Origin of the sequence: Dactylosporangium sp. CA-052675 (assembly GCF_050947935.1) — a bacterium.
Lineage (GTDB): Bacteria > Actinomycetota > Actinomycetes > Mycobacteriales > Micromonosporaceae > Dactylosporangium.
Genome location: NZ_CP192010.1, coordinates 4,309,717 through 4,333,523, shown reverse-complemented (window position 1 = coordinate 4,333,523; position 23,807 = coordinate 4,309,717). Strand labels below are relative to the sequence as shown.

Annotated in this window: 21 protein-coding genes; 11 read left to right on the top strand and 10 right to left on the bottom strand. The window is 74.8% G+C overall.

Annotated features, from left to right (window positions below):
• Nucleotides 1-20: 20 nt before the first annotated feature.
• Entirely contained in the window at nt 21-422 is a 402-nt protein-coding gene (locus ACQP1P_RS19875; RefSeq protein ID WP_433088182.1) for a MerR family transcriptional regulator, read from the bottom strand.
• A gap of 126 nt (nt 423-548) precedes the next feature.
• On the opposite strand from ACQP1P_RS19875, the gene ACQP1P_RS19870 reads away from it, so the two are divergent.
• The 4 genes from ACQP1P_RS19870 (at nt 549) to ACQP1P_RS19855 (ending at nt 3,700) form a co-directional block, all read left to right on the top strand.
• Nucleotides 549-1,760: an anion permease gene (locus ACQP1P_RS19870; protein ID WP_433088181.1), complete on the top strand. Its 1,212-nt coding sequence runs from the start codon at nt 549-551 to the stop codon at nt 1,758-1,760.
• Nucleotides 1,760-2,077: a hypothetical protein gene (locus ACQP1P_RS19865; protein WP_433088180.1), complete on the top strand. Its 318-nt coding sequence runs from the start codon at nt 1,760-1,762 to the stop codon at nt 2,075-2,077. Before ACQP1P_RS19870 ends, ACQP1P_RS19865 begins: the two co-directional genes overlap by 1 nt.
• Before the next feature lie 8 nt (nt 2,078-2,085).
• A complete protein-coding gene (locus tag ACQP1P_RS19860; protein ID WP_433088179.1) occupies nt 2,086-2,397 on the top strand; it encodes a DUF3349 domain-containing protein in 312 nt (103 codons plus the stop codon).
• Nucleotides 2,398-2,554: 157 nt separating this feature from the next.
• Entirely contained in the window at nt 2,555-3,700 is a 1,146-nt protein-coding gene (locus ACQP1P_RS19855; protein ID WP_433088178.1) for a DUF1996 domain-containing protein, read from the top strand.
• A gap of 330 nt (nt 3,701-4,030) precedes the next feature.
• Here ACQP1P_RS19855 and ACQP1P_RS19850 read toward each other — a convergent pair whose 3' ends face one another.
• The 4 genes from ACQP1P_RS19850 to ACQP1P_RS19835 all read right to left on the bottom strand — a co-directional run bounded on the left by ACQP1P_RS19850 (nt 4,031) and on the right by ACQP1P_RS19835 (nt 5,587).
• Nucleotides 4,031-4,495 (bottom strand): hypothetical protein, encoded by a 465-nt coding sequence (locus ACQP1P_RS19850; RefSeq protein ID WP_433088177.1) that lies wholly within the window; start codon nt 4,493-4,495, stop codon nt 4,031-4,033.
• Nucleotides 4,496-4,582: 87 nt separating this feature from the next.
• Entirely contained in the window at nt 4,583-4,807 is a 225-nt protein-coding gene (locus ACQP1P_RS19845) for a sigma factor (protein WP_433088176.1), read from the bottom strand.
• Nucleotides 4,804-5,133 carry a YciI family protein gene (locus ACQP1P_RS19840; protein WP_433088175.1) on the bottom strand — a complete coding sequence of 110 codons (330 nt, stop codon included), beginning with the start codon at nt 5,131-5,133 and terminating at the stop codon, nt 4,804-4,806. The genes ACQP1P_RS19845 and ACQP1P_RS19840 overlap by 4 nt, the downstream gene beginning before the upstream one ends.
• Before the next feature lie 52 nt (nt 5,134-5,185).
• Nucleotides 5,186-5,587: a VOC family protein gene (locus ACQP1P_RS19835; protein ID WP_433088174.1), complete on the bottom strand. Its 402-nt coding sequence runs from the start codon at nt 5,585-5,587 to the stop codon at nt 5,186-5,188.
• Nucleotides 5,588-5,637: 50 nt separating this feature from the next.
• On the opposite strand from ACQP1P_RS19835, the gene ACQP1P_RS19830 reads away from it, so the two are divergent.
• Both ACQP1P_RS19830 and ACQP1P_RS19825 read left to right on the top strand, forming a co-directional pair.
• Entirely contained in the window at nt 5,638-6,612 is a 975-nt protein-coding gene (locus ACQP1P_RS19830; RefSeq protein ID WP_433088173.1) for a helix-turn-helix transcriptional regulator, read from the top strand.
• Nucleotides 6,613-6,622: 10 nt separating this feature from the next.
• Nucleotides 6,623-7,150, top strand: a complete 528-nt coding sequence (locus tag ACQP1P_RS19825) for a GNAT family N-acetyltransferase (RefSeq protein ID WP_433088172.1) — start codon at nt 6,623-6,625, stop codon at nt 7,148-7,150.
• On the opposite strand, the gene ACQP1P_RS19820 is transcribed toward ACQP1P_RS19825, so the two are convergent.
• Nucleotides 7,134-8,441, bottom strand: a complete 1,308-nt coding sequence (locus tag ACQP1P_RS19820; RefSeq protein ID WP_433088171.1) for a condensation domain-containing protein — start codon at nt 8,439-8,441, stop codon at nt 7,134-7,136. The genes ACQP1P_RS19825 and ACQP1P_RS19820 overlap by 17 nt on opposite strands.
• 408 nt (nt 8,442-8,849) lie before the next feature.
• Here ACQP1P_RS19820 and ACQP1P_RS19815 point away from each other — a divergent pair, with 408 nt between their 5' ends.
• Nucleotides 8,850-9,275, top strand: coding sequence for an NUDIX domain-containing protein (locus ACQP1P_RS19815; protein ID WP_433088170.1), 426 nt, complete (start codon nt 8,850-8,852; stop codon nt 9,273-9,275).
• A 53-nt stretch (nt 9,276-9,328) separates the two neighbouring features.
• On the opposite strand, the gene ACQP1P_RS19810 is transcribed toward ACQP1P_RS19815, so the two are convergent.
• Nucleotides 9,329-11,842, bottom strand: a complete 2,514-nt coding sequence (locus tag ACQP1P_RS19810; RefSeq protein WP_433088169.1) for a LamG-like jellyroll fold domain-containing protein — start codon at nt 11,840-11,842, stop codon at nt 9,329-9,331.
• Between the two features lie 141 nt (nt 11,843-11,983).
• On the opposite strand from ACQP1P_RS19810, the gene ACQP1P_RS19805 reads away from it, so the two are divergent.
• Entirely contained in the window at nt 11,984-12,658 is a 675-nt protein-coding gene (locus ACQP1P_RS19805) for a hypothetical protein (RefSeq protein WP_433088168.1), read from the top strand.
• A gap of 4 nt (nt 12,659-12,662) precedes the next feature.
• Here the strand turns inward: ACQP1P_RS19805 and ACQP1P_RS19800 are convergent, their stop codons facing one another.
• Both ACQP1P_RS19800 and ACQP1P_RS19795 read right to left on the bottom strand, forming a co-directional pair.
• Nucleotides 12,663-12,884, bottom strand: a complete 222-nt coding sequence (locus tag ACQP1P_RS19800) for a hypothetical protein (RefSeq protein WP_433088167.1) — start codon at nt 12,882-12,884, stop codon at nt 12,663-12,665.
• A 139-nt stretch (nt 12,885-13,023) separates the two neighbouring features.
• Nucleotides 13,024-13,653, bottom strand: coding sequence for a maleylpyruvate isomerase family mycothiol-dependent enzyme (locus tag ACQP1P_RS19795; protein ID WP_433088166.1), 630 nt, complete (start codon nt 13,651-13,653; stop codon nt 13,024-13,026).
• Between the two features lie 36 nt (nt 13,654-13,689).
• On the opposite strand from ACQP1P_RS19795, the gene ACQP1P_RS19790 reads away from it, so the two are divergent.
• The 3 genes from ACQP1P_RS19790 to ACQP1P_RS19780 all read left to right on the top strand — a co-directional run bounded on the left by ACQP1P_RS19790 (nt 13,690) and on the right by ACQP1P_RS19780 (nt 20,021).
• Nucleotides 13,690-14,607 (top strand): sigma-70 family RNA polymerase sigma factor, encoded by a 918-nt coding sequence (locus ACQP1P_RS19790; RefSeq protein WP_433088165.1) that lies wholly within the window; start codon nt 13,690-13,692, stop codon nt 14,605-14,607.
• A 72-nt stretch (nt 14,608-14,679) separates the two neighbouring features.
• Complete coding sequence (locus tag ACQP1P_RS19785) at nt 14,680-16,323, top strand: hypothetical protein (protein WP_433088164.1); 1,644 nt, start codon at nt 14,680-14,682, stop codon at nt 16,321-16,323.
• A 20-nt stretch (nt 16,324-16,343) separates the two neighbouring features.
• A complete protein-coding gene (locus ACQP1P_RS19780) occupies nt 16,344-20,021 on the top strand; it encodes a CHAT domain-containing protein (RefSeq protein WP_433088163.1) in 3,678 nt (1,225 codons plus the stop codon).
• 18 nt (nt 20,022-20,039) lie between these two features.
• Here the strand turns inward: ACQP1P_RS19780 and ACQP1P_RS19775 are convergent, their stop codons facing one another.
• Complete coding sequence (locus ACQP1P_RS19775; RefSeq protein WP_433088162.1) at nt 20,040-23,717, bottom strand: CHAT domain-containing protein; 3,678 nt, start codon at nt 23,715-23,717, stop codon at nt 20,040-20,042.
• Between the last annotated feature and the right edge of the window lie 90 nt (nt 23,718-23,807).

The following is a 23,807-nucleotide window of genomic DNA, read 5'->3' as shown; positions in this document are numbered from 1 at the left end:
CACGCCCTCGGCTCCCCGGATTACACGCGGCCCACATCGAGGCTGCCGCCGATGTGATCCGCCAGGGCCGGCTGCGCACGGTACCAGCCGATCTTCTCCCGGATCCGCTGCTGCTCGTCGCGCAGCGCGGCGATCTTCGCCTCGATGTCGCGGTCGTGCTCCTCCAGCAGCTCGGCCCGCTCGGCGAAGGTGCCGTCGCCGCCGCGGGCGAGCTCGGCGTAGCGCAGCATCCGGGCGATCGGCATGCCGGTGTCGCGCAGGCAGCGCAGGATGCCCAGCCAGGTGAGGTCGTCGTCGGTGAAGACCCGCTGCCCGCCGGCGTTGCGCTCGACGCTGTCGAGCAGGCCGATGCGCTCGTAGTACCGCAGCGTGTCGAGCGTGAACCCGGTCCGCTCGACCGCCTCGCGAGGGGTGTACGCCATGCGTCAGTTGTACCCGTCGCCGGTGCGGGTACGGAAACATGAACAGCAGGTTTACGGCAGCCGAACTTTGCGGAGGAGAGCCTCCGCCCACTGTCGCCTCCTGGTCAGCGGCGCGACGATCGGATCGTGACTGAAACGACCGTGGTGCTCGTTCTGGTGATCGTGACCGCCCTCGGTTTCGACTTCACCAACGGCTTCCACGACACCGCCAATGCGATGGCCACCTCCATCGCGACCAAAGCTCTCCGGCCCAAGACGGCGGTGCTGCTGTCGGGCATCCTGAACCTCGTTGGCGCCTTCCTCTCCGTCGAGGTCGCGCTCACTGTCACCAACGCGGTCGTGAAGATCCAGAACTCCGACGGCACACCGAAGGCGAACCTGCTCGAAGGCGGCGGGTCCGCGCTGCTGCTCATCGTGCTCGCCGGCCTCGTGGGCGGCATCGTCTGGAACCTGCTCACCTGGCTGCTGGGCCTGCCCTCCAGCTCCTCCCACGCGCTGTTCGGCGGCCTGGTCGGCGCCACCATCGCGGGCCTCGGCTGGGCCGGGGTCAACTGGAACGGCAACGGCACCAAGCTCGACGGCCTCGTCGGCAAGGTGCTGCTGCCCGCGGTCCTGTCGCCGGTCATCGCGGGCGTGATCGCCGCGGTGGGCACCTGGCTGATCTACAAGGTGACGATCGGCGTCGCGCAGCGGTTCACCGACAACGGCTTCCGCTGGGGGCAGATCGGCTCGGCGTCGCTGGTGTCGCTGGCCCACGGTACGAACGACGCCCAGAAGACGATGGGCGTGATCACGCTCGCGCTCATCGCCACGGGCGACTGGACCGACACCAAGAACATCCCGTTCTGGGTGAAGGCCGCGTGCGCCCTCGCCATCGCGCTGGGCACCTACCTCGGCGGCTGGCGGATCATCCGCACGCTCGGCAAGGGCCTCGTGGAGATCGCCCCGCCGCAGGGCATGGCCGCCGAGTCGGCCTCGGCCGCGGTCATCCTCGTCTCCAGCCACCTCGGGTTCGCCCTGTCCACGACGCACGTGGCGACGGGCTCCATCCTTGGTACCGGCATCGGCAAGCCCGGCGCGCAGGTGCGCTGGTCCGTGGCCGGCCGCATGGTGCTCGCGTGGCTGATCACGCTGCCGGCCGCCGCGATCGTCGGCGCCGTGATGTGGTGGATCGGGCACCTGATCGGCGGTCTGGCCGGCGCCCTCGTGGTGTTCCTGATCCTCGTCGGCCTCGCCGGGTACATGTTCTGGCACTCCCGCAAGAAGCCGGTCGACCACAACAACGTCAACGACGAGTGGGAGCCTGCCGCTCCCGAGATGGCCGAGGCGGTCCGCTGATGTCGCACAACCTGCAGTTCGCCCTTCAGGCCGCCTGGCGCGTCCTGCTCGCCGGCCTGATCCTGGGCGCCGGCCTGCCGACCCTGTTCGCGCTCGGCGTGCGCTCCCTCGCCTGGGGCGCCGGCGGCGACGCCGAGGTCCACGCGGACGGCACCGCGGCGGCCAAGGCCAACCCCGCCGGCACGGTCCTGGGCTGGGTGTGCTTCGTCGTGGTGCTGCTCGGCGTCGTGCTGGGCATCACCTTCATCGTGGCCAGCGGCTTCGGCAAGGCGCTGAGCTTCGAGCACATCTACCCGACGATCGTCGACAAGAAGTAGGGGGATCCGTGGGCGAGTCCCGCTCCAACTTCCTGACCCGCAGCATCGAGTGGCTGCGGGCCGGCTACCCGACCGGCGTGCCGCGCCAGGACTACGTGGCGCTGCTGGGCATCCTGCGCCGCAAGCTCACCGAGGACGAGGTCCGCAAGATCGCCCGCGACCTCGCCGAGCAGTCGACGTCCGACCCGATCACGCCCGAGGACATCGAGACCATGATCAAGGACGAGGTGCTACAGACGGCGACCCCCGAGGACGTCGTCCGCGTCTCCGCCCACCTCGCCGCCGGCGGCTGGCCCCTGGCCGACCCGCCGACCGAGTAGGCACCGCCGCTCACGGCGCCCGCACCGGCCACCCCCGGTGCGGGCGTTCGCGGCCCAGGGGTCCCCGGCGAAGTGATCATAGAGCCGCGCCTGTGGTGGGCCTTAAGGAAGCTTTAGAAGGCTTTCGACACGGCCGGGCGCCACCTAGCATCGCCGCGTGTCCTCTGCCGCGTTCCGGGGCCGGCGCGGTGTCGCGGCCGTCCTGGCCGTCGTCGCGATCGTCGTCGCGGCGCTCGTCGTCTACCTGAGCCGGGCCTCCGCCGAGCCGGCCACCGAGTCCGCCGGCGCCGGCAGCGCCCTCGCGCCCGCGTCGGCCGCGGCCCCGGCCGCTCCCTCCGACCCGTCCGGCGCGCTGTCCTCCGCGGGCGCCTCGCCGGCCCCGCCGGCCAGCGCGAAGACGACGCCGAAGGCGCCCGCGACCGGGTGGGTGGCGGTCGACAAGGCGGCGTGGAAGGCCCAGGCCGACGCGTACCAGGCGCTGAAGGCGGACCCGGTCCCGGCCGGCGTGGGCAACCTCGCGGAGTTCCGGGCCGACTGCTCCTACAGCCACTCGGCCGCCGACGACCCGATCGTCTTCCCGGGCCTGCCGGGCGCCTCGCACATGCACTCGTTCATCGGCAACGCGGCCACGAAGGCCTCCACGACCGTCGAGGACCTGCAGCGGTACACGGCCACGTCCTGCAAGCCGGTGCAGGATCACTCCGCGTACTGGGTGCCGACGCTGTACGACAACAAGACCGGCAAGCCCGTGGAGACGACGGGCTTCCGGGTGTACTACCGCTCGATGATGAACACGTCGGCCGGGCAGATGCCGATGCCGACGGGCCTGCGCATGATCGCCGGGGACGCCAAGAAGAGCGTCCCCACCCCGCGAGGCGCCCAGGGCCAGTTCTACTGCGCCTTCTACGGCCCCGGCGACCTCGACGGCATCGCGCGCAGCACGAACGGCAACTGGCCGATCTGCGGCGACGGCGCGACGTTCCACTTCATGCTGCAGTTCCCGGACTGCTGGGACGGCGAACACCTGGACAGCCCGAACCACAAGGACCACGTGGCGTACGGCTACAACAACACGTGCCCGGCCGACCACCCGGTGAAGATCCCGGCGATCACGTTCGACATCCAGTACGGCGTGAAGGGCCAGCCCGAGGGCTACTACCTCGCCTCCGACAAGGACGGCAAGAGCGCGTCCTCCATGCACGGCGACGCCTTCGTGGTGTGGGACACCGCGACGATGAACAGCCGCACCAGGAACTGCATCCAGCAGCGCCGCACGTGCGACGACTTCGGCTATCAGCGCTAGCCGGCTCTCAGTGCCGGCCGGCTCGCTTCGCTCGCTGCCGGGGGAGACTCCGTCTCCACCCGAACCCCCTCATGAGCAGGTGCGGCTCCCACTGCCGGCAGAGGCCCGCAAGCGCCGCTTCCCGCGTGATGCTCGGCCGCCGATCGGCACCCAGCCCCGGCTTCACGCTTCGGCCGCGACTTCCCGGGCGAGACGCGGGGTCCAGGCTCTGACAACGGCCTGGGCCACACCGCCCGGCTGATCCACGCGCTCTCCGGCACGAGCGACCCGCGGCGCCGGCCGACGCCGGGGGCCGGTGCGGCAGGATGCGGGCGTGTTCACCGGGGTGGGTCAGGTGTCGTATTCGCCGCTGTCCCAGGGGGACGTGAACGCCATGTAGTTGCCGGGTTCCAGCTCCACCCACCACGGATCCTCACCGTCCTCCGTGAATTCGGTGTCCTCGCGCAGCAGGAGGCCGAAGGTCGTACCGAAGCGGTCCACGCCGAAGGGGGCGACCTCGATCCGGCCGTACGTCACCGGGCCCAGCGAGGCCAGCCGGGCGTCGTGCACGGACTGGGCGTGGGCGCGGTCCAGGGTGGCTCGCGGGCCCAGGGAGTCGATGTGGGCCTCCAGGAAGGTGCCCGCGGCGTCGAAGAGGAACAGGGCCACGAACTCCTCGCCCGGATCTTCGTCGCTCGCGAAGCGGAACGGCGTGGTGAGGAAGAACTGGCGGCCGTCGGCGGTGTGACCGACGAACTCCGCGTGGTAGTCGTCGTGGTCGATCGCGACACGGGTCGGGGGTGGGAATGGGGTCACCCCGTGATCATGTCAGGGCGGACAGGCGCTGGGCCAGGAAGGCGCGGGCGACGTCGGCGGCCGAGATGCCGCAGACCAGGCGCAGGGTCAGCGCCGGCCGCACGTCCGGGCCGAGCGCCGGGCGGCGGTGGTCAGCCAGCCGACCGGGTTCGCCGGGACGCCGTCGACCGGCCAGGCGACCAGGGCGGCCGCGTACGCCTCCTGCACGCACTCCTCGGCGACGCCCACATCCCGCACGACGCGCACCGTGGCGGCGAGCACCAGGGCCCGGCCGTCACGGTGCGCGCCGGCGACCGCCTCGGCGGCGGTCACGCGACGAAGCCGCCCGCGACCGGGCGCACCTCGACGCCGCCGCCCATGCCGGGCACCGGGTTGCCACCGGCGATGCGCAGAGCCGCGTCGAGGTCGGGCGCCTCCAGGATGGAGAAGCCGGCGACGACCTCCTTCGCGTCCACGAACGGGCCGTCGGTCACCCCGCCGGCGCGCAGCGAGGTCGCCGTCGCGCTCGGCTCCAGCGCGAACGCCGCCTTCAGCGCCCCGGACGCCTGCAGTTCCTGCGCGTGCCGGTCGTGCGCCTCCAGCTCGCCCGCGTCCGTCGCCGAGTCCGCCGCGTAGATGAGCACCGCGTACTGCGCCATGATGGTCTCCTTGGCACGCCTTGCGCGATCGACGTTGACCTGGGACCACGGGCTACCGCCGCGGCGGGGAGAGCATCTCCAGGTAGTGCGGGTTGTACATGATGCCGAGCAGGTTGCCGAAGGGGTCGAGCACCGTGGCGGTCACGAAGCCGTGGCCGCGGTCCTGGGGCGGCTCGTGCACGGTGGCGCCGAGGTCGAGCAGCCGGGCCAGCTCGGCCTGGACGTCGTCGACGTGCCAGTACAACACGGAACCCACGGGGCCGGTCGGCGTGCCCGGGGCGCGGAACCGGGCGTCGATCAGGCCGAGCTCGGCCCGGTGGTCGCCGAGGCGCCACTCGGCGTAGCCCTCGCGCAGGAAGTACGGCTCGGCGCCGGTGACCCGCGTGTACCAGTCGCGGGCGGCGCTCCAGTCGGCGGCGAAGTAGTTGACGGTGGCCATGCCTCTCAAGCTCATGCCCCCACCCTCCCGGGTATTACGGAAGGATGACTTCCTAAACTCGACGCGTGTTGGTCCGCGTGCTCCGGCTCCTGTCGCTGCTGCAGCAGCGCCGGGAGTGGACGGGCGCCGAGCTCGCCGGGCGGCTCGAGGTGAGCACCCGCACGGTCCGCAGCGACGTGGAGCGGCTGCGCGAGCTCGGCTACCAGGTGGACGCGGCGACCGGCCCCGGCGGCGGGTACCGCCTCGCCTCCGGCACCGCGCTGCCGCCGCTCGTCCTCGACGACGACGAGGCCGTGGCGGTCGCCGTCGGACTGCGCGCGGCCGCGGCCGGCAGCGTCGCCGGGATCGAGGATGCCTCGCTGCGGGCGCTGACCAAGCTGGAGCGGACGCTGCCGAAGCGGCTGCGGCCCCGGGTCGACGCGCTGAAGAGCGCCACCGTCTCCGCGGCCGGGGGCGGGCCCACCGTCGACCTGGACACGCTGACCCGGATCGCCGCGGCCGCGCACGGGCACGAGCGGCTGCGGTTCTCCTACGCCTCGCACACCGGGGAGGCCGGGGTGCGCGACGTCGAGCCGCACACGCTGGTCTACACGGGCCGCCGGTGGTACCTGCTCGCCTGGGACGGCGACCGCCGCGACTGGCGCACGTTCCGGGCCGATCGCATCAGCCCGCTGCCGCCCGACGGGCCGGTGCGGCGGTTCCTGCCCCGGGAGCCGCCCGGCGGGGACGCGGCCGCGCACGTGCTGCGAGGCGTGAGCGCCGCCCCGTTCCGCTACCGGGTGCGGATCCGCTTCGCCGCGCCGGCAGCGGTGATCGCCGAGCGCAGCACGCCGACGTCGGGCCGGATCACGCCGCTCGGCGACGACGCCTGCGAGCTGGCCACGGGCACCGACTCGCTGTACGACCTCATGACGTACATCGGCAAGTTCGAGGTCCCGTTCACCGTCCTGGACCCGCCCGAGCTGCGGGAGTTCCTGCGTGCCCTCGCGGGGCGGTATCTCGACGCCGCCGCCTCGGACACAGCGCCGGCTCGTCGGTAGCATCCCGGACATGCGGGAACTGACCTCGGACCGGCTGCGGCTGCGGGAGTGGCGCGACGACGACGCGCCCTTCGTGCTCGACATGGGCTCGCGGTGGGAGGTGCGCCGATACCTCGGCGCCACCCCGCGCCTGCTCACCGACCTCGACGACGCCCGGGCCACGATCGCGAGCTGGCGCGGCCACGACGACGGCGTGCACGGCGTGTGGTCGATCCGCCGCCGCGAGGACGACGCCCCGCTGGGCACGCTCCTGCTGATCGGCATCCTCGCGTCGGGGCCGGACCTGCCGCTGCGGCCGTCCGGCGAGACGGAGATCGGCTGGCACCTGCACCCCGACGCCTGGGGCCACGGGTACGCCACCGAGGCGGCGGGGCTGGTGCTGCGCCAGGGGTATTTCGACGAGGTCCTGGCCGTGACGTATCCGCAGAACGCCGCATCGCAGGCCGTGTGCCGGCGGCTGGGGATGCACCATCTGGGGCGCACGGACCGCTACTACAACATGACGTGCGAGCTGTTCTCCACTACCCCACCGCGGTAGGCGAGCCGGGGTCCAGCGCGGCCTCGACCGCGACCGCCTCCAGGCCGCGCAGCAGCGCCTCGGCATCGTCCGGGGCGATGACGTGGGTGTCGCAGAAGACGATCGCCTGCGTCGCGCCCGGCAGCTCGTCGAGGTGCACGATCAGCGGCTCGAACGGCACGTCCTGCCGCGTGGTCCAGGTGAACACCCCGCCGCCCCGGGCCCGGGCGATGTCGTCGGCGCTGGGCACCGGCGCCCCCGCGGTCGCGGCGTCGTCGCGGCGGTCGTTGAAGTAGCACGGCAGCTGCAGCCCCGGCCGGTCGGCGACGATCGTTTCCACCAGCGCGTCGAGCCCGGCCGGGTCGTAGTACGCATGCTTGTAGGTGCTCATCGCCGACCGCCGGGCCCGCTCGAACGCCTCGGCGAAGGTGAGCCCGGCGATGTCGAGACGGCAGAGGCCGTACTGCGCCAGCATGCACACCACCCGGTCCAGCCCCGGCCGGAAGCGGTTGTTCACCATCGGCCGCACCACCACCGGATTGAGCCCCGTGACCCGAGCCAGCGCGATGGCGAACACGGCCAGCAGCACGGGCGCGGCGGGAACCCCGGTCTGGGCCGTGACCGAGCGCAGCGCCATGCTGAGCGCCGGCGACTGGAACTCCCCGCGCCAGTGCCGCGGCGACTGCGGGGCGCGCGATTCGGGGTAGCGGCGCAGCGGCATCTCGCGCAGGATCGACTCCCAGTGCCGCAGCGCCATCGCGTGCTGCCGCTGCCCGGGCGCGGAGGCCTGCCAGCGGGCCTGCTCCAGCGGCTGCAGGTCGGGCACCGGCAGCTCGGGGCGCTTGTCGAGCTCCTCGAGCAGCACCCCGGCCCCGAACCCGTCGGTCACGAGGTGGCACATGACCACGATGAGGTGGGTGTACTCGTCGCCGCGCCGGACCGCCGCCATGCGAATCGGCCAGTCCCGCTCGAAGTCGAACGGGTCGTTCTGCAGCTTGAGCCGGATCTGCTCCGGGTCCGCATCCTCGTAGACCTCGAGCGCGACCTCGCCCTCCTTCGCCACCACCTGCCGGGCCGCCCCGTCGGGCCCGAACCGCAGCCGGGTGCGGGCGGTGGGGAAACGGCTCATGAGGTACCGCAGCCGCTGCTGAATCTCGGCGAGGGTGGTCCCTTCGGGCAGGGGCCCCCAGGCGCCGTTCGGAATCCAGGACTCCTGGCGCACCATGGCCCGGTAGATGTCCTGCTGCCCCCAGGACAGCTCGCCCTCGCCGGCCCCGTCACCGTCGAAGGCCACCATGTGCCGCTCGGTCATCCGCCCCATCCCTCGATCGGAGAGACTGGATGCTAACCACAGCATGGATCGTGCCCACATCGGTACAGCGACCGATGTGCTGCTCAGCTATTGCCGGGGAACACTTTCGTCTCCCCCCGAACCCCCGCATAAGCCTCGCGCCGTCCGCCATCGCGTGAGCCGGTCGCCGGCGGCTCCGACCCGCCTTCCCGGCGACGAGGTTTTGACTCCACGACAGACCGGAGATTTCTACACGCCAATCAGCGCGTGAAATCCCGGTGTCCCAGATTTCCGGACAAAACTCCCGAATCACCCATCCCCGCGCTCCTTTACCCTATCGATGCCGGTCAATCAAGGCATTGACGATTGCCGCGGTCTCACGCGGCCCCGGTCCGTTCGCACCGGGGCCGCGGATGGCACAATGCGCTCGTGTCGATCTCCGTGGATGGCGCCGGCAAGGCCCGCATCGTCACGGCGCTGCTGCGCGAGGGGCCCCGAATCCTGCTCGTGCACCGATCGCCCCGGCGCCTGCGGCTTCCGAACGTCTGGGACCTGCCCGGCGGGCACGTGGAGCCCGGCGAACCGGCCGGCGTGGCACTCGCCCGGGAGCTGCGCGAAGAGCTCGGCATCGACATCGCGGTGCCCGCGGGCCCGCCCGTGCACGAGGTTCACGGCGACACGTTCGACATGCGGATCTGGCTGGTCGAAGCCTGGACGGGCGCTCCGGCCAACGTCGCACCGCACGAGCACGACGCGATTGCCTGGTTCACCGAAGACGCGCTGGAGGCGCTGTCCCTGGCCCACGGCAGCTACCTGGCGATGTTCAGGCGGGTTCTCGCCGGACGTCGCGGCTGACCACACCGCGCGGCGGGGACTCCGTCCGGGAGCCCCCGCCGCCGTTGTGGTCGTCAGCTGCCGGAGGTGAACAGCTGCCGGATCTCGTCCGCGCTCAGCGCGCGGTCGTACAGGTGGACCTGGTCGACGGTGCCGTCGAGGTAGTCCACCGCGTTGCCGCCGAACTTGCCGCGCCCGATCACGGTGTTGCCCGTCGGGCCGGCCTGGGGCAGGCAGGCGCTCGCGGTCCCGGCCAGCTCGCCGTCGACGTACAGGCGCAGCTCACCCTTCACCGTGTCGCGCACGCCCACCAGGTGGTACCACTGGCCCACGGTCGGCTTCACCGGCGCGAGGGCCCGCACACCCGCGAAGCTCATCGCGAAGCGCTGGTCCGCGCCGGAGTACTGCAGGTAGAAGTCGCTGTTCGAGGGCCCGTCCTGGCTGACGACCGTCTGGAAGGCGCCGTCGGCCTTGTCGAGCTTGACCCACGCCGCCGCGGAGTAGTCCGAGGCGGTGTTCAGCAGCGGCTTGCCGGCGTCGAGGTACTGGTTCGAGCCGTTGAGCGACACCCCGTTGCCGTTGTGGCCGGTGACGAACGCGGCCCCGCCGACGAGCGTGGCGTCGTTGTCGCCGGCGGCGTCGGCCGCGACCGTCCCGCCCGTCTCGTCCAGCGGGTAGAACACGACGCCGGTGAGGCCGGGGGTGCCGGGCGGCGGCTGCGGGAGGTTCGCCGCCGAGCCGTCGGCCTGCTTGATGATCTTCTGGTTGATGGCCTTGACCTGCTTGAGGTCCATCTTGGTGACCTGGCGGTCGTAGGTGAAGAAGCCGTTGAGCTCGGCCTCGACGTCGGTGATCTGGGTGTAGATCGAGCCGCTGATCCCGCACGACCTGGCCGAGGTGATGACGGCCTGCTGGTTCTCGACGTACTTGCGGGTGAGGGTGGCCGAGTCCGGCTCCATCTCGTAGGCCTGCCCGTCGCCGAACCACATGTGGTTGGACGTCTTGAGACCGAACCCGCCGTGCTCACCGTCGATCGCCACCCGGTTGCCCGACGGCGACGGCGAGGCCGGCCCGAGGTACTGGTGGAAGTCGATCACATCGCCGCGCCCGGAGTCGCCGTGGGAGTTGCAGCAGTTCACGCCGCTGTGGGCGTCGACGAGCCGGGTCGGGTCCTGGGCCTTGACGTCGTCGGCGATGCGGCCCGTGGCGGCACGGTCCCACTCGCCCCAGCCCTCGTTGAACGGCACCCACGCCACGATCGAGGTGAACGAGCTGTGCTCGCGCACCATCTCGTGCAGCTCCGCCTCGAACTGCCCGCGCCACGCCTCCGGGATCGGCCCGGTGTTCGCGGCCGGCATGTCCTGCCAGACCATGAGGCCGAGCTTGTCGGCCCAGTAGTACCAGCGGTCGGGCTCCACCTTGATGTGCTTGCGCACCGCGTTGAACCCCATCGCCTTGTCCTGCTCGAGGTCCCACTTCAGCGCGGCGTCGGTCGGCGCGGTGTAGAGCCCGTCGGGCCAGAAACCCTGGTCCAGGTTCGCGAGGTTGAACAGGATCTTGCCGTTGAGCGTGATCCGCGGCTTGCCGTCGGCGCCGGGAGCCGTGCCGATCTGCCGCATGCCGAAGTAGGAGCCGACGGTGTCGACGGTCTTGTTGCCGTCGAGCAGCGTGACCTGCAGGTCATAGAGGAACGGGTCGTCGGGCGACCAGAGCTTCGGATTCGGTACCGGCAGCCGCAGCTCGGTCCCGGCCGCGCCCGTCACCGTGCCGACGACCTTGCCGCCGTTCTTGGCGACCGCCTTGACCTTGAGGTTCGTCCCGCCCGCGACCGTCGCGGTGAGCTTGAGCGCGCCGCCGGCCACGTCGGGCGTGGTGGACAGGCCGCTGATGGAGGCGGTGGGCACCGGCTCCATCCAGACCGTGCGCCAGATGCCGGAGCTGCCCTGGTAGAAGATCCCGTGGTCGGAGCTGCGGCGCTGCTTGCCGATGGGCTGGCCGGTCGCGTCCGTGAGGTCCTCGGCCCACACGATGAGCTCCTGCGGCCCGGTGCCCCGCAGCGCGTCGGTCACGTCGACGTCGAAGCCGTCGTACCCGCCCCGGTGCGTGGCCACCTGCGTGCCGTTGACGTACACCTTGGCGTCGTAGTCCACGGCCCCGAAGTGCAGCTGGAGCCGCTGCCCGGCCCAGGCCTTGGGCACCGTGAAGGTCCGCCGGTACCACATGCGGTCCTCGTGCCGCTGGATGCCCGACAGTGCGGACTCGATCGGGTACGGCACCAGCACCCGCTCCCCGAGGCTCTGCCCGGTGGGGACGGCCTGGTTCACGTCGGCGCGGGCGAACTCCCACACGCCGTTGAGGCTCTGCCACTTGTCCCGGGTCAGCTGCGGCCGCGGGTACTCCGGCAGCGCGTTGTCGGGCCCGACCTTGCTCGTCCACTTGGTCGCGAGCGGCGGGATGCCCACGTGCCAGGCGGGTGCGTTGTCCGGCGGCGGGGCGGCACCCGCTCCGGCCGGGATGGCGAGCACGGCCGCGAGCGCGGCGGCGCCGGCGGCCATGAATTGGCCAAGTCGTCTGTCCAGTCTTCGCATGGCGGGGTGCCCCTTCGACGTTGGGGAGCGGTGAAGAGTGCACTCATCTGAACAAATATGCTCAGCAATCGTCAAGAGAGGCCGGTAACTACGTTCCAATCGAACACATTCACACAAGCCATGGCCCGGTACCCTGGCGCGATGTCGGAGCATGACATCGAGGACCTGGTCCACACATCGATCCTCACCCTGGACCGGATCCGGCACCCGCGGCTGCGCGACTGGTGCACGACCCTGTACGCGTTCCAGCGCACCCACGACTGCTCGCACACCATGGGACGGGTCGAGGACATCCTGCTGCGCTGCGGGCACACGTACCGCTTCCCGCTCGACGGCTTCCCCGAGTACACGCACCTCACCGACGAGTTCACCGAGCTCGGCGAGTACGACGAGGAGGACCCCGACGAGGGGGTGCAGGACGGCTACGTGCGCCCGCCGTGGCTGTACTGCGAGGCCGGCACCCGCATGTGGCGGCGGATGGTCGACGAGGGACGCCTGCGGGGGGCCGACGCCCAGCCGCCCCGCCCGGCCGAGCTCATCGACGTCGTGGCGACGGTGGCCGAGGCGGCCGAGCGCGACGGCGACGTCGAGCTCATCGCGATGTGGTGGGGCCTCGGCCACCAGACGCTCGTCGGCGGCACACCGTTCGGCCCGGAGGACCTCGAGGAGATCCCGGCGGTGCGGCGTCTGCGAGAGGTCGTCGAGCGCTCCGGGGCCTACGCCTTCGAGCTTCCGGACGGCTTCCGCCCCACGGAGGACGAGCTCGAGACGCTGGACGACGAGCTCGAGACGTGGTGGTACCGCATCCCGGCCTGACATGTCAGCGACGCCGGGCCGGGCGGTTCCAGACGCGCTCGGCCTCGGCATGCCACCAGCCCGGCGGCGACGGCCCCACGATCCGGGACGTCGGCTGATCGGGGTGCAGCCCCACCCGCCACAGCGCCGCCGCGTCCACCCGCACGTCGTAGAAGCCGTGCCATTTCCCGGAGGCGTCGGGGCCGCAGGCGAGCCCGATCAGCACCTCGTCGGCGGCGAACGGCATCCAGTCGATGCCGCGCTCGCGCAGTCAGGCCCGCAGCGCCGCGACCGGCCGGGGCGAGCCCGGGAGGTTCTCGAACGAGACGGTCGCGATCCAGTCCATGCCGCCATGGTGCCCCATCGGCACCACGGCGGCATCGGTATTACCGCGTGAACCGGCCCGCCTCCGCGCCCGTCAGCCGCCCGGGCGGGAGCCGCCGCCCGCAGACCGCCAGCAGCAGGTCCTGGGCCGCGCCCCGCACGGGCGAGCCGGTGCCGTGGTGCCAGTCGAGGTCGGTGGCCTCCAGTCGTACGCCCGCGAGGTCCACCCCGAAGAAGGCGACGCTGCGCGGGTTCATGCCGCCCAGCACGATCGCCAGCCGGTCGAGCGGCACCCGCCGGTCCAGCCCCAGCCCCTCGGTGATGTCGAGGCCGTGGATGACCTCGTGCGACAGCGCGCCGGCCGGCCCGCCGCCGGGCGGGGTCCACGGGTGCCGCGCGTTGTCGCGCACGGCGGCGGCGAGCTCGTCCGGGCTCATCCGGGCGGCGTCACGCCGGGCGGTGCGGTCGGCCATGCGGTTGAAGCTGAACCCGGACCGCACCAGCTCGGCGACGGTCCGGGCCGTCGAGGCGCGGAACGGCTGCGTGGTGTGCGCGACGACCTCCCGCACCCGCCAGCCCGCGCACAGCGTCGGCGCGTCCCACTGCGCGGTCGTCAGCTCGTCGTAGAGGTCCGCGAGCTCCGTGCGCTCATACTCGATCGCTTGGAACTCGATCGCTTCGAAAGTGTCCATGTCGAAGATACGGGCCGGACGGGGCAGACTCATCGGGTGCGGCTGGACGAATTTCGCATCGAGCTGACCGGGTACTGCTACCGCATGCTCGGCTCCGGGTTCGAGGCCGAAGACGCCGTGCAGGAGACCCTCCTGCGGGCGTGGCGGTCCGCCGATCGCTACGACGAGCGGATCGGGTCGCTGCGCACGTGGGTGTACCGCATCGCCACCAACGTCTGCGTGGACATGCTGCGCAGTGCCCAGCGCCGGGCCCTGGCGATGGACCTCGGCCCGCACGCGCGCCTCGGCGACGCGCTCGGGCCGCCGCTTCCCGACGCGCGGTGGGTGCACCCGATCCCCGACGCGCGCGCCCTGCCCGAGGACTCCGCCGTGCGGCGCGAGACGATCCGGCTCGCGTTCGTGGCGGCGCTGCAGCGGCTGCCCGCCCGCCAGCGGGCCGTGCTCATCCTGCGCGACGTGCTGTGCTGGAGCGCGGAGGAGGTCGCGACGCTGCTCGGGTCGAGCACCGCGGCGGTGACCAGCGCCCTGCAGCGCGCCCGGGCGACCCTGCGCGCGCACCCGCCCGCGCCCGGCGACCCGTGGAGGCCCTCCGACCCGGCCCAGCGCGATCTGCTCGACCGCTACTGCGCCGCCTTCGAACGCCACGACGTCGACGCCCTCGTGGCCCTGCTGCGCGAGGACGCGACCATGTCGATGCCGCCGTTCGCGTGGTGGCTGCGCGGCCGCGCCGACATCCGAGCGGCCCTGGCGGACCCGGAGGCCTCCTGCGCCGGCGCCCGCCTGGTGCCGGTCCGGGCCAACGGCTCCCCCGCGTTCTGGCAGACCCGCCCCGGCCCGGACGGCGTGCACGAGCCGTTCGCCCTGGTGGTCCTCGACGTGGCGGACGACGCGATCGCGGGCATCGTCACCTTCCTGGACGCGCCGCGCCTGGTCACGCTGTTCGCCGCGCGGTGACCGCAGCGCCGCGCCGCCCAGGTGTCGATGGTCCGCCGCGGGCGCCCGGTACGGTGGGGGCCGGAGGTGGGCATGGGCGACGAGGTCCTGGATCCGATCCTCGCCGAGACACTCGGCAGCGCCGCGAACGCCCTGCACGACTGGGGCCGGCAGCGCGGCCTGCGGTACGAGCTCGACCGGCCGCTCACCCACGGGCGCTCCGGCGCCGTCGTCGCCCTGGTGTACGTCACGGACGCGGCCGCCCGGCGCACGCGCAAGCTCCTGTTGAAGCTCGACGCCTTCCCCGACGGGCCGGCCTCGGAGTTCCAGCGGCAGCGGGCGGCCCTGGACGAGGCGCCGACGCCGTTCGCGGACCGCCACCTCGCCCGGCTCGCGCCCCGCGGCGACGACCTCGTCCCCGTCGGCGACGGCCGGTGGTTCGTGTTCCAGGAGATCGCCGGCAGCGGCGACGAGCCGGACGGCGGCCGCCTCGACGAGCTCGACGTGCTGACGAAGGCGCTGGCCGCCGCGCGGGCCGGCGGCACCCTCGCCGCGACCGGCGCCGGCACCGACGATCCCGTGCGCTGCGACGCCGCGGCGTTCGTCGACGCCTGCGCCGAGGTCACCCGCGCGGTGCTCGACGACTGGGCGGTCGCGGCCGAGGTCGCGTCGCTGACCGCGGCCGAATACGTCGAACGGCACCTGCTCGGCCGCGCCGGGCCGGGCAAGGCCCTGCACACCCTCGCGGCCCGGATCGGCGACGCGCCGATCCGCGCCGACGGCGAGCGCGAGGTGCTGCCCAACCCGTTCGCCGCGCTGGCCGCCGACCGTCCCGGCGGCGCACGGCGCATCCGGGCGCTGCTCGGCCGCTGCCACGGGGACCTGCACACCGGCAACATCCTGGTGCCGATGACCCAGCCCGTGTCCCCGCTGCCGTTCCGCCTCGTCGATCTCGCCAAGTACGAGACCGCCGGGCCCCTCGCCCGGGACCCGGCCGGCCTGCTGCTGTACGTCATCGTGCGCACCCTGCCGGACCTGCCGGCCGCGCAGCGCGGCTCGCTGATCGAGGTCGTCGCCGACCCCGGCACCGGGCACGGGCTGATACTGCCGGGCTGGCTGCCGGATCTCGTCGCCCGCGTCCGCGACGCCGGTGAGCGCTTCGCCAACCGGGCCGGGCTGCTGCCCGAGTGGCGCGCGCAGTGGCCGCTGTCGCTGGCCGCCGCCGCGCTGATCCTGCTCGCCCGGGCCACCACGCCCGCCGACGCGAAGCTGTGGCTGCTCCGGCTCGCCGGCCGCGCGACCGCGGTGCACCTGGGCCCGGGCCCCGATCTCGAGGCGGCCACGAGCGGCGAGCCCTGTGTCGTCACCACGTCGACGGTCGGCGGCCTGGTCACGCCGAGGCAGACGAGTCCGGGCCGGACCTGGATCGCGTCGTTCTGTCAGCTGCGGACCTACCTCGAGGAGCACGCCGGGGACGACGGGCACGGCGCGGTGCTGGCGCTGCGGGCGGCCGCGGAGGCGGGCGAGGACCGCCACGCGGAGTACCTCGAGCTCGTCCGCTCGGTCGGCGGGCCCGAGATCACCTTGCGCGGGCCCGGCGACGACCCGACCCCGGACGTCGTCTACGCCTGCCCGATGCGCCGGCCCTGCGACCGCGTGGTGCGGCCCGGCCGGCCTGGTGACCCTCCGCCATACTGCGCCCTGCGCCCGGGCGGCATGCGGCGCGAGTTCCGATGACGGGCTCCGATGAGCGGCCTGTGAGCGCCCTGCCGCCCGCCGAGGCCCGCACCGAGTACGCCCGCCGGCTGCTGGCCCGCTACGCCCGCAGCGGCGACCCCGCCGAGCTGGCCCACGCCGAGAAGGTGGCCCGCCGGGTGGTCGCGGACTGCCCCGCCGACGACCCCGGCCGCGGCGACTACCTGTCCAACCTCGCGATCGTGCTCCGCACCCGGTTCGACCGCGAGGGCGACCCGGCCCTGCTGGACGAGTGCATCGCGCTGCAGGAGGAGGCGGTGCGGGCCGCCCCGCCCGGCGATCGCAACGCCGTGGCGCTGCTGGTCAACCTCGCCGTCGCGCTGCGGGTCCGGTTCGGCCACGGCGCCGCGCGGGACGATCTCGCGCGCGCCGTCGAGCTCGTGCGCCGGGCCGGGCCGGACCTCGACGGGCATCCGCTGCGCGAGGCGCTTCGCGGCGCCGCGCTGGGCGTGCTGCGCACCGCCGCCGAGCACGGCCGCGACCCGGCCGTCCTCGCCGAGGCCGTCGCCGCGGCGCGCGACCAGCTCGCCGTCGTGCGCGACCCGGACGAGCGGCGCCGGCTGCGGCTCACCGCGAGCGGGCTGTTCCGGCTGCGGTACCAGCGCGAGGGCGATCCCGAGGACCTCGAGCGCGTCGTCGCCGAGGCCGGCGAGGCGGCGGCCGGACTGCCCGACGCCCACCCGGACGGCCCGGCCGTGCGCTCCACGCTCGGCGCGGCGCTGGTGCTGCGCTTCCGCCGCCGCGGCGACCTGGGCGATCTCGACCGGGCGCTGCCGCTGCTGCGGGCCGTCCTGGAGCAACTGCCGCCGGGCCATCCCGCCCGGGCGTCCGCCGCCACCAATCTCGTCGCCGCGCTGCAGGCCCGGTTCGAGACCGGCGGCGACGGGGCCGACCTCGACGCGATGATCGACGCCGGGACGACCGCCGCGGCCGCCGCGCCGCCGGCGGGACCGGTCCGGGTCGCCGCCCTGGCCAACCTCGCCTCGGCGCACGCGGCGCGCGCCGAGAGCCGCGACACGCCCGCCGACCTCGACGCCGCCGTGGACCTGCGGCGCTCGGCCCTCGCTGCGGCACCGGCGCCCGACCAGGTGGCCGCGCTGCACTCCGGGCTCGCGTCGTCGCTGCGGCACCGGTACGAGCGGCGGGGCGACGAGGCGGATCTCGACGCCGCCATCGCGTCCGGCGAGGCCGCCGTCGAGGCCGCGCGCGGCAACGCCGCCGAGCGGGGCCGGGCGCTGGCCGACCTGTGCGCGGCGTACCGCACCCGCTACGACCGCCACGGCCGCCACGACGACCTGGAGGCCGCGGTGCGGGCCGGGCGCGCGGCGGTCGACGCCACCGCCGAGGACGACCCGGCCCGGGCGCGCCGGCTGTCGACGCTGGGCCTGGCGCTGCTGCGCCTCGCCGGTCACACGGGCTCCGCCGCCGACCTCGACGACGCCGTGGACGCCGGGCGGCGGGCGGCGGCGACGACCCGGCCCGGCGACCGGATGCACGCCCGGATGCTGGCCAACCTGTCCAACGCGCTGCGGGTCCGCCACGAGCGCACCGGCGACCTCGCCGACCTCGACGAGTCCGTCCTGCAGGCCCGGGCCGCGCTCGCCGCCACCCCGGCGGGCGACGCGCTGCGGCCGCGCCGGCTCGCGGCGCTGGCCACCGGGCTGCTGCGCCGGTTCGAGGCCGGCCGCCGCGACGAGGACATCGACGAGGCCATCGTCACGGCCGAGCAGGCGGTCGCGGCCACCGCCGACGACCACCCGGGCCGCCCCATGCACCTCGCGAACGCCGGCCTCATGCGGTTCCGGCGGTTCGAGGCATCCGGCGCGCGCGACGACCTCGAGGCGGCCATCGACCGCGACCGGCGGGCCGTGCTCGACACCCCCGACGACCACCCGGACCGGCCCGGCTACCTCTCCAACCTCGTCGTGCCGCTGCTGCGCCGGCACGCCCTGCTCGGCGCCGCGGAGGACCTCGAGGCCGCGGTGGCGGCGGCGGGTGCGGCGGTGGCCGACGACCCGGCCGCCGGCGGTCTGCTGTTCAACCTCGGGGCCGCCCTGCGCGCCCGCGCCACGCTCCCCGGGGCGCCGCCGGCGGACGCGGAGCGGGACCGGGCCGCCGCGGCGGAGGCCTTCCGCCGCTGCGCGGGGCAGCCGGGGACGATGCCGGTCATCCGCGCCGCCGCCGCCATGAACGAGGCCGAGCTGGAGGCCGCCGCCGGGCGCTGGGCGGCCGCGGACGCCGCGTACGCCGTCGCGCTCGACCTGCTGCCGATCCTGGCCGGGCGGCAGCTGGGCTGGGACAGCCGGCACGCGCACCTGGCGCGGTTGGGCGGGCTCGGCCCCGACGCCGCCGCGGTGGCGCTGCACCGGGGTGATCCGCTGCGCGCGGTCGCCGTGCTCGAACGGGCCCGGGGCGTCGTGCTGGGGCAGGCCGCCGAGCAGCGCCGCGACCTCGGCGAGCTGCGCCGGGCCGACCCCGCCCTCGCCGACGCGTTCGACGAGGTCTGCGCGGTGCTCAACGCCGACACCACCCCGACCGAGGCGCTGGTGGCGGACCCGGTCACCGTCGCCGCGGCGGCCGGGCGGCGCCGGGACGCGGCCGCGAGGTTCGACGACGTCGTCGCGCGGATCCGCGCGCTGGGCCTGCTCCGCGACCCGGACCCGGAGGACCTGCTCGCGGCGGCGGCGAGCGGGACGGTGGTGGTCGTCAACGTGTCGCGGTACCGCTGCGACGCCCTGATCCTGCGGCCGGGCGGGGTGGAGCCGGTCCCGCTGCCCGGCCTGCGCCCCGGGGACGTGACCGCGGATGCCGCCGCCCTGCTGGCCGCGACCGAGGCCAACGACTGGGACAGCAACCCGACCCTGCGGCGCGTGCTCGGCCGGCTGTGGGAGCGCATCGCCGCCCCGGTCCTCGCCCGGCTGAACCCGCCGCCGGGGGCCCGGGTGTGCTGGCTGCCGACCGGGGCGCTGGGCGTGCTGCCGCTGCACGCCGCCGCGCCGGACGACGGCGGGCCCGGGCTGCTCGACCGGACGGTCTCCACCTACACCGCGACCCTGCGCTCCCTCCTGCACGCGCGCGATGCCGGGGCGGCCGGGACCGACCCGGCGAGCGCCGTGGCCCCGCTCGTGGTGGCCGTGCCGCACACCGGCGACCTGCCGCCGCTGCGCCGGGCCGCCGACGAGGGCCGGGTCGTCGCCGGGCGGCTCGGCACCGATGACGTCCTCGCGGACGCCGGCCGCGACGCGGTGCTGCAGCGGCTGCGCGACGCCGACTGGGCCCACTTCGCCTGTCACGCCGTGACGGACGCGGCGGACCCGGCGGCGAGCGCGCTGCTGCTCGCCGACCGGCCGCTGCGGGTCCGCGACATCGGCGCCCTGCCGACCCGGCCGCGCCGGCTCGCGTACCTGTCCGCCTGCACGACCGCGCTCGCCGGAGGCCTGCTGGCCGACGAGGCCCTGCACATCTCCTCGATCTTCCAGCTGACCGGGTTCCGGCACGTGGTCGGCACCCTGTGGCGGGTCGGCGACGACGCGGCGCACGACCTCGCCGCCGACGTCTACGAGCGGCTCGGGGCCGGCACCGCGCCGGCGGAGGCGGTGAACGCGGCCGCGCGCGAGCACCGGGACCGGTACCCCCGCAGCCCGATGCTCTGGGCCGGCCTCGTGCACCTCGGCCCCTGACCCGCGCTCAGGTCCAAGTCAGGGTCCGAAGTGGACGTGCGACGCCCACAGCGCGATGCTCGCCGGGTGGCGGCGCCGCAGGTCCAGCACGACGCCGTGCAGCGCGCTCGCCGGGTCCGCGCCGGCGTCCACGGCCGCGTAGAACGAGGCGGCGATGCCCGGCGCCGCGTCGTCCGACACCGGCCACAGCGTGCCGACGACGTGGCGGAACCCGGCGAGCTGCAGCCCCGACGCGACGTGGATCGACTCGTCGAGCAGCACGGTGCCGCCGAACGCGGTCGCGCACGCCGACAGATAGGCCAGTTCGCCGCGCGGGACGCTGAGCGCCGCGAGGTCGGGAACGCTCAGCGAGCCGGCGTGCACCTCCAGCCGGCCCCGGCCCGGGTCGGTCGCATCGGTGACGGCGTGGCAGGCGAAGTGGGCGTGCGTCGCGTCGGGCAGCGCGGCCCGCACCGCCGAGGGGGTCGCCGCCGCGTCGATCAGCGGCGTGGCCCCGAGCCGCCGCGCCACGTCCCGGGCCTCCGCGGCGGCCCGGCGCAGCCGCGGCAGCCCGGCCGCTTCGCCGACCCCGACGGCCACCGCCCGCCGGACCGGGCCGGACCCGGGCCGGGCGCGCTGGTGGCGCAGCGTCGCCACGGTGGGCGTGTAGGACGACACGACGTGGTCGAGCGCGACCGCGTGGATCGGCAGCAGCGCGAGCGGCCCGGTCGGCATCCACCACACCCGGGGCCAGGGCGAGCCGGGCGGCGGGGCGTGCGTGTGCCCGAGGTGGCGCAGCACCGGCTCGCCGATCGCGGAGCGCAGCCAGGCCAGCACGTCCGCGCGCCGCCGACCGGCCGCGACCACGTCCGGGTCCGACTCACCGGCCAGCAGCGCGTTGACGTTGGCCACGACCTCGTCCTCGGTCGCGTCGAGGGGCACCCGCCCGGCGCCGTCGGCGGTCAGGGTCAGCGCCACGAGGCCGGCCGCGGTGACGATGAGCGCCACGACGGTGCCGCCCTCGGCCGCCGCCCGCAGCTCGTCGAAGGTCGGCGGGAGGCCGAACCGCTCCAGCCCCGGCCGAGCGCGGATCCGCTCCAGCAGCGCCGTCCACTGCTCGGCCGCGGCCCGGCGCTCGGCGCCCCGGCGGGCCGCCTCCAGCGCCGGCAGCAGCGCGCTGTCGTCGCCGGAGGGCGCGTGGAGCACCGAGCGCAGCCGCTCCAGCTCGGCGTACAGGTCGGGGTGGAGCCGCTCGAGCCGCCCGTCGTCCGCGCGGGTCTGCAGCGCCTGGGCCAGCAGGACGCCCCGGCCGGCCTCCAGCGCCGCCCAGGCGCCCGGCAGGTCGCCGCAGGTGATCGCGGCCGCGGCCGCCTCCGGGCCGAGGCCGTTGAGCAGCTCCAGGTGCCGCCGCCGGTCCACGGGCGACAGCGCCCGGTCGACGAGCGCGGGCAGCAGCTCCAGCACGCCCGCCCAGGCGTCCCGGGCCCGTTCCCACCGTCCGGTCCGCCCCGCGAGCCGGGCCAGCGCCCGGCCCTGCAACGCCCGGCGCAACGCGGGTGCGGACGCTCCCGTCGCGCCCTCCGCGAAGGCGGCGAACGCGCGATCGAGCGTGGCCGCGGAGCCGTCGCGGGCGTGGGTGCGGACCAGGATCTGCGCGAGGTTGCCGAGCCGGGAGGCGCGGTAGACGCTCTCCGGCGGGGTGGCGGCGACCGCCTCCTCGCTCGCCGCGAGGGCCCGGTCCAGATCCTCGGGCCGCCCGTCGCGCTCGAACAGCATGAGCGTCGCCGCCGCGAGGTTGTTGGCCAGCCGCGGGCGGTCGGGGTGGCCGGGGGCGGCCGCGCTCAGCGCCTCGGCCGCCAGGTCCACCCCGGCGCGCGGGTCGCCGCCGGTCTCCTCGGCCAGCGCGAGCGTCGCGTTGCTCAGGTTCGACAGCGCGGTGGCGCGCTCCGCGTGCCCGGCCATCGCCGCGACCGCGGCCCGGCCGGCGAGCACCGCCCCCTCGAGGTCGACGATTCGGCCGTCGCGGTCGTAGCGGTCCTTGAGGAACCCGCACAGGTTCGCCCGGTGCAGGCCCTCGTCGGTGCCGGTCCGCGCGGCGGCGTCGGCGGCCTGCGCGGCGTAGTCGACGGCCTGGTCGAGGTCGGCGAGGGCGCCGGCGTCCTCGAACCGGCCGTGCAGCGCGTTGGCCAGGTGGGCGAGGTAGGCCGGGCGCTGCACATGCCCCGGCGGCGCCGCCCGCACGGCCGCGGACGCGAGGTCCACCGCCGCGTCGAGGTCGGCGCGCCGGCCCAGCACCTCGAACCGCAGCCGGAGCGCGTTGCTCAGCGTCGACAGGACCCGCGCCCGGTCGGGGCTGCCCTCGGGCGCCAGGGCGGTGGCCCGCTCGGCCGCCGCGACCGTGTCCCGCAGATCGTCCGGGTCGCCGCGGGCCGCGAACCGCGCGTTGTGCGCCAGGGCCAGCGCGGTCAGGATGATCGGCAGGTCCGGGTCGCCGTCGCGCGCCGCGTCCACGGCCGCCGCGGTGGCCTCGACCGCCGCGTCGTAGTCGGACGCGTCGCCGGCGAGCTCGGCCCGGTGGCGCCGCATCGTGCCCAGGTTCGACAGGTAGCCGGGGCGCTTCGGGTCGCCCTGCGCCGCTTCCCCGACCGCCGCCTCGAGCAGCTCGATCGCCGTGTCGAGGTCGGCGGGGTCGCGGTCGCGGTCGAAGCGGTCCCGCAGCGCGGAGGACAGGTTGGAGCGGTAGGCCGGCGCGTCCGGGTCGGTGCCGTGCGCGGCGTCCACGGCCGCGGTGCCGGCCTCGATCGAGCGGCGCAGGTCGTCGGCGTCGCCCGTGAGCAGGTACCGCTGCCGCAGGCCGTTGCCGAGGTTGGACAGGTGCCCGGCGCGGGTCGGGCTGCCGTCCGGCTCCCGGGCCAGCAGCGCCTCGCCGAGCGCGATCGCCTCGCCGAGGTCGTCCGGGTCGCCGTACCGGTCGTAGCGGGCCTGCAACGCGCAGGACAGGCTCGAACGGTAGGTCGCGTCCCGCGGATCGTCCGGCGGCGCGGCGGCGAGGGCGGCCCGGCCGTGCTCGACGGCGGCGGTCAGATCGGCGTCGCGGCCGAGGGTTTCGTACCGCACCCGCAGCGCCGCCCCGAGATTGCCCTCGGCGGCCGGCAGGATGTCGGCGGCGGCGACCCGCACCGCCTCCGACCCGGCCGCGACGGCCTCGTCCACCGCGCTCACGTCGCCGGTGGCCCGGAACCGGTTCTGCTCGGCGCTGCACAGGTTCACCAGGTAGACGGCCCGCTGGGGGCCGCGGCCCCGCGCCGCCGCCTCGCGCAGGAGCCGGATGGCCCGCTCGAGCAGCGCCGGCGCGCGGCCCCACCGGCTCGTGAGGAGCCGGGCCGCCTCGGCGCTCCAGGCGTCGGGGTCGGTGCCGGCCGGCGGTACGGTCCGCGCCAGGCCCTCGTGCATCGACGGCGGCACCTGGTCGGGCGCCCAGGGGAACACGAGACCGAGCCAGTGCGCGGCCCGGTCCAGGTCCGCCTCGTCCTCGCCCTCGGGCAGCCGCAGGTACCGCAGCCAGTGCCCCAGCCCGATCAGCAGCGCGGTGTCGAGGTCGTCCGGGTCCACGCCGAGCGCGGCGCGCCGCAGCACGGCCAGCGCGGCGGGGTCGAGTACGACATCCGGATCTTCGCTCCCCGCCGCCCGCTCCAACCAGCTGCGCAGCTCGTCCATCCCGTGGCCGCTCCCCGTACGAGTCCGGCTGGCCTTCGGCCGACCTTGTCCGACCTTGCCCGACCTGTGCGCGCACCGTCAACCGCGCAC

Coding starts and splice junctions, on each gene's coding strand:
- ACQP1P_RS19875 (WP_433088182.1), bottom strand. CDS start 422: ATGGCGTACACCCCTCGCGAGGCGGTCGAGCGGACCGGGTTCACGCTC.
- ACQP1P_RS19865 (WP_433088180.1), top strand. CDS start 1,760: ATGTCGCACAACCTGCAGTTCGCCCTTCAGGCCGCCTGGCGCGTCCTG.
- ACQP1P_RS19840 (WP_433088175.1), bottom strand. CDS start 5,133: ATGGCGCAGTACGCGGTGCTCATCTACGCGGCGGACTCGGCGACGGAC.
- ACQP1P_RS19835 (WP_433088174.1), bottom strand. CDS start 5,587: ATGAGCTTGAGAGGCATGGCCACCGTCAACTACTTCGCCGCCGACTGG.
- ACQP1P_RS19825 (WP_433088172.1), top strand. CDS start 6,623: ATGCGGGAACTGACCTCGGACCGGCTGCGGCTGCGGGAGTGGCGCGAC.
- ACQP1P_RS19820 (WP_433088171.1), bottom strand. CDS start 8,441: ATGACCGAGCGGCACATGGTGGCCTTCGACGGTGACGGGGCCGGCGAG.
- ACQP1P_RS19810 (WP_433088169.1), bottom strand. CDS start 11,842: ATGCGAAGACTGGACAGACGACTTGGCCAATTCATGGCCGCCGGCGCC.
- ACQP1P_RS19805 (WP_433088168.1), top strand. CDS start 11,984: ATGTCGGAGCATGACATCGAGGACCTGGTCCACACATCGATCCTCACC.
- ACQP1P_RS19800 (WP_433088167.1), bottom strand. CDS start 12,884: ATGCCGTTCGCCGCCGACGAGGTGCTGATCGGGCTCGCCTGCGGCCCC.
- ACQP1P_RS19795 (WP_433088166.1), bottom strand. CDS start 13,653: ATGGACACTTTCGAAGCGATCGAGTTCCAAGCGATCGAGTATGAGCGC.
- ACQP1P_RS19785 (WP_433088164.1), top strand. CDS start 14,680: ATGGGCGACGAGGTCCTGGATCCGATCCTCGCCGAGACACTCGGCAGC.
- ACQP1P_RS19775 (WP_433088162.1), bottom strand. CDS start 23,717: ATGGACGAGCTGCGCAGCTGGTTGGAGCGGGCGGCGGGGAGCGAAGAT.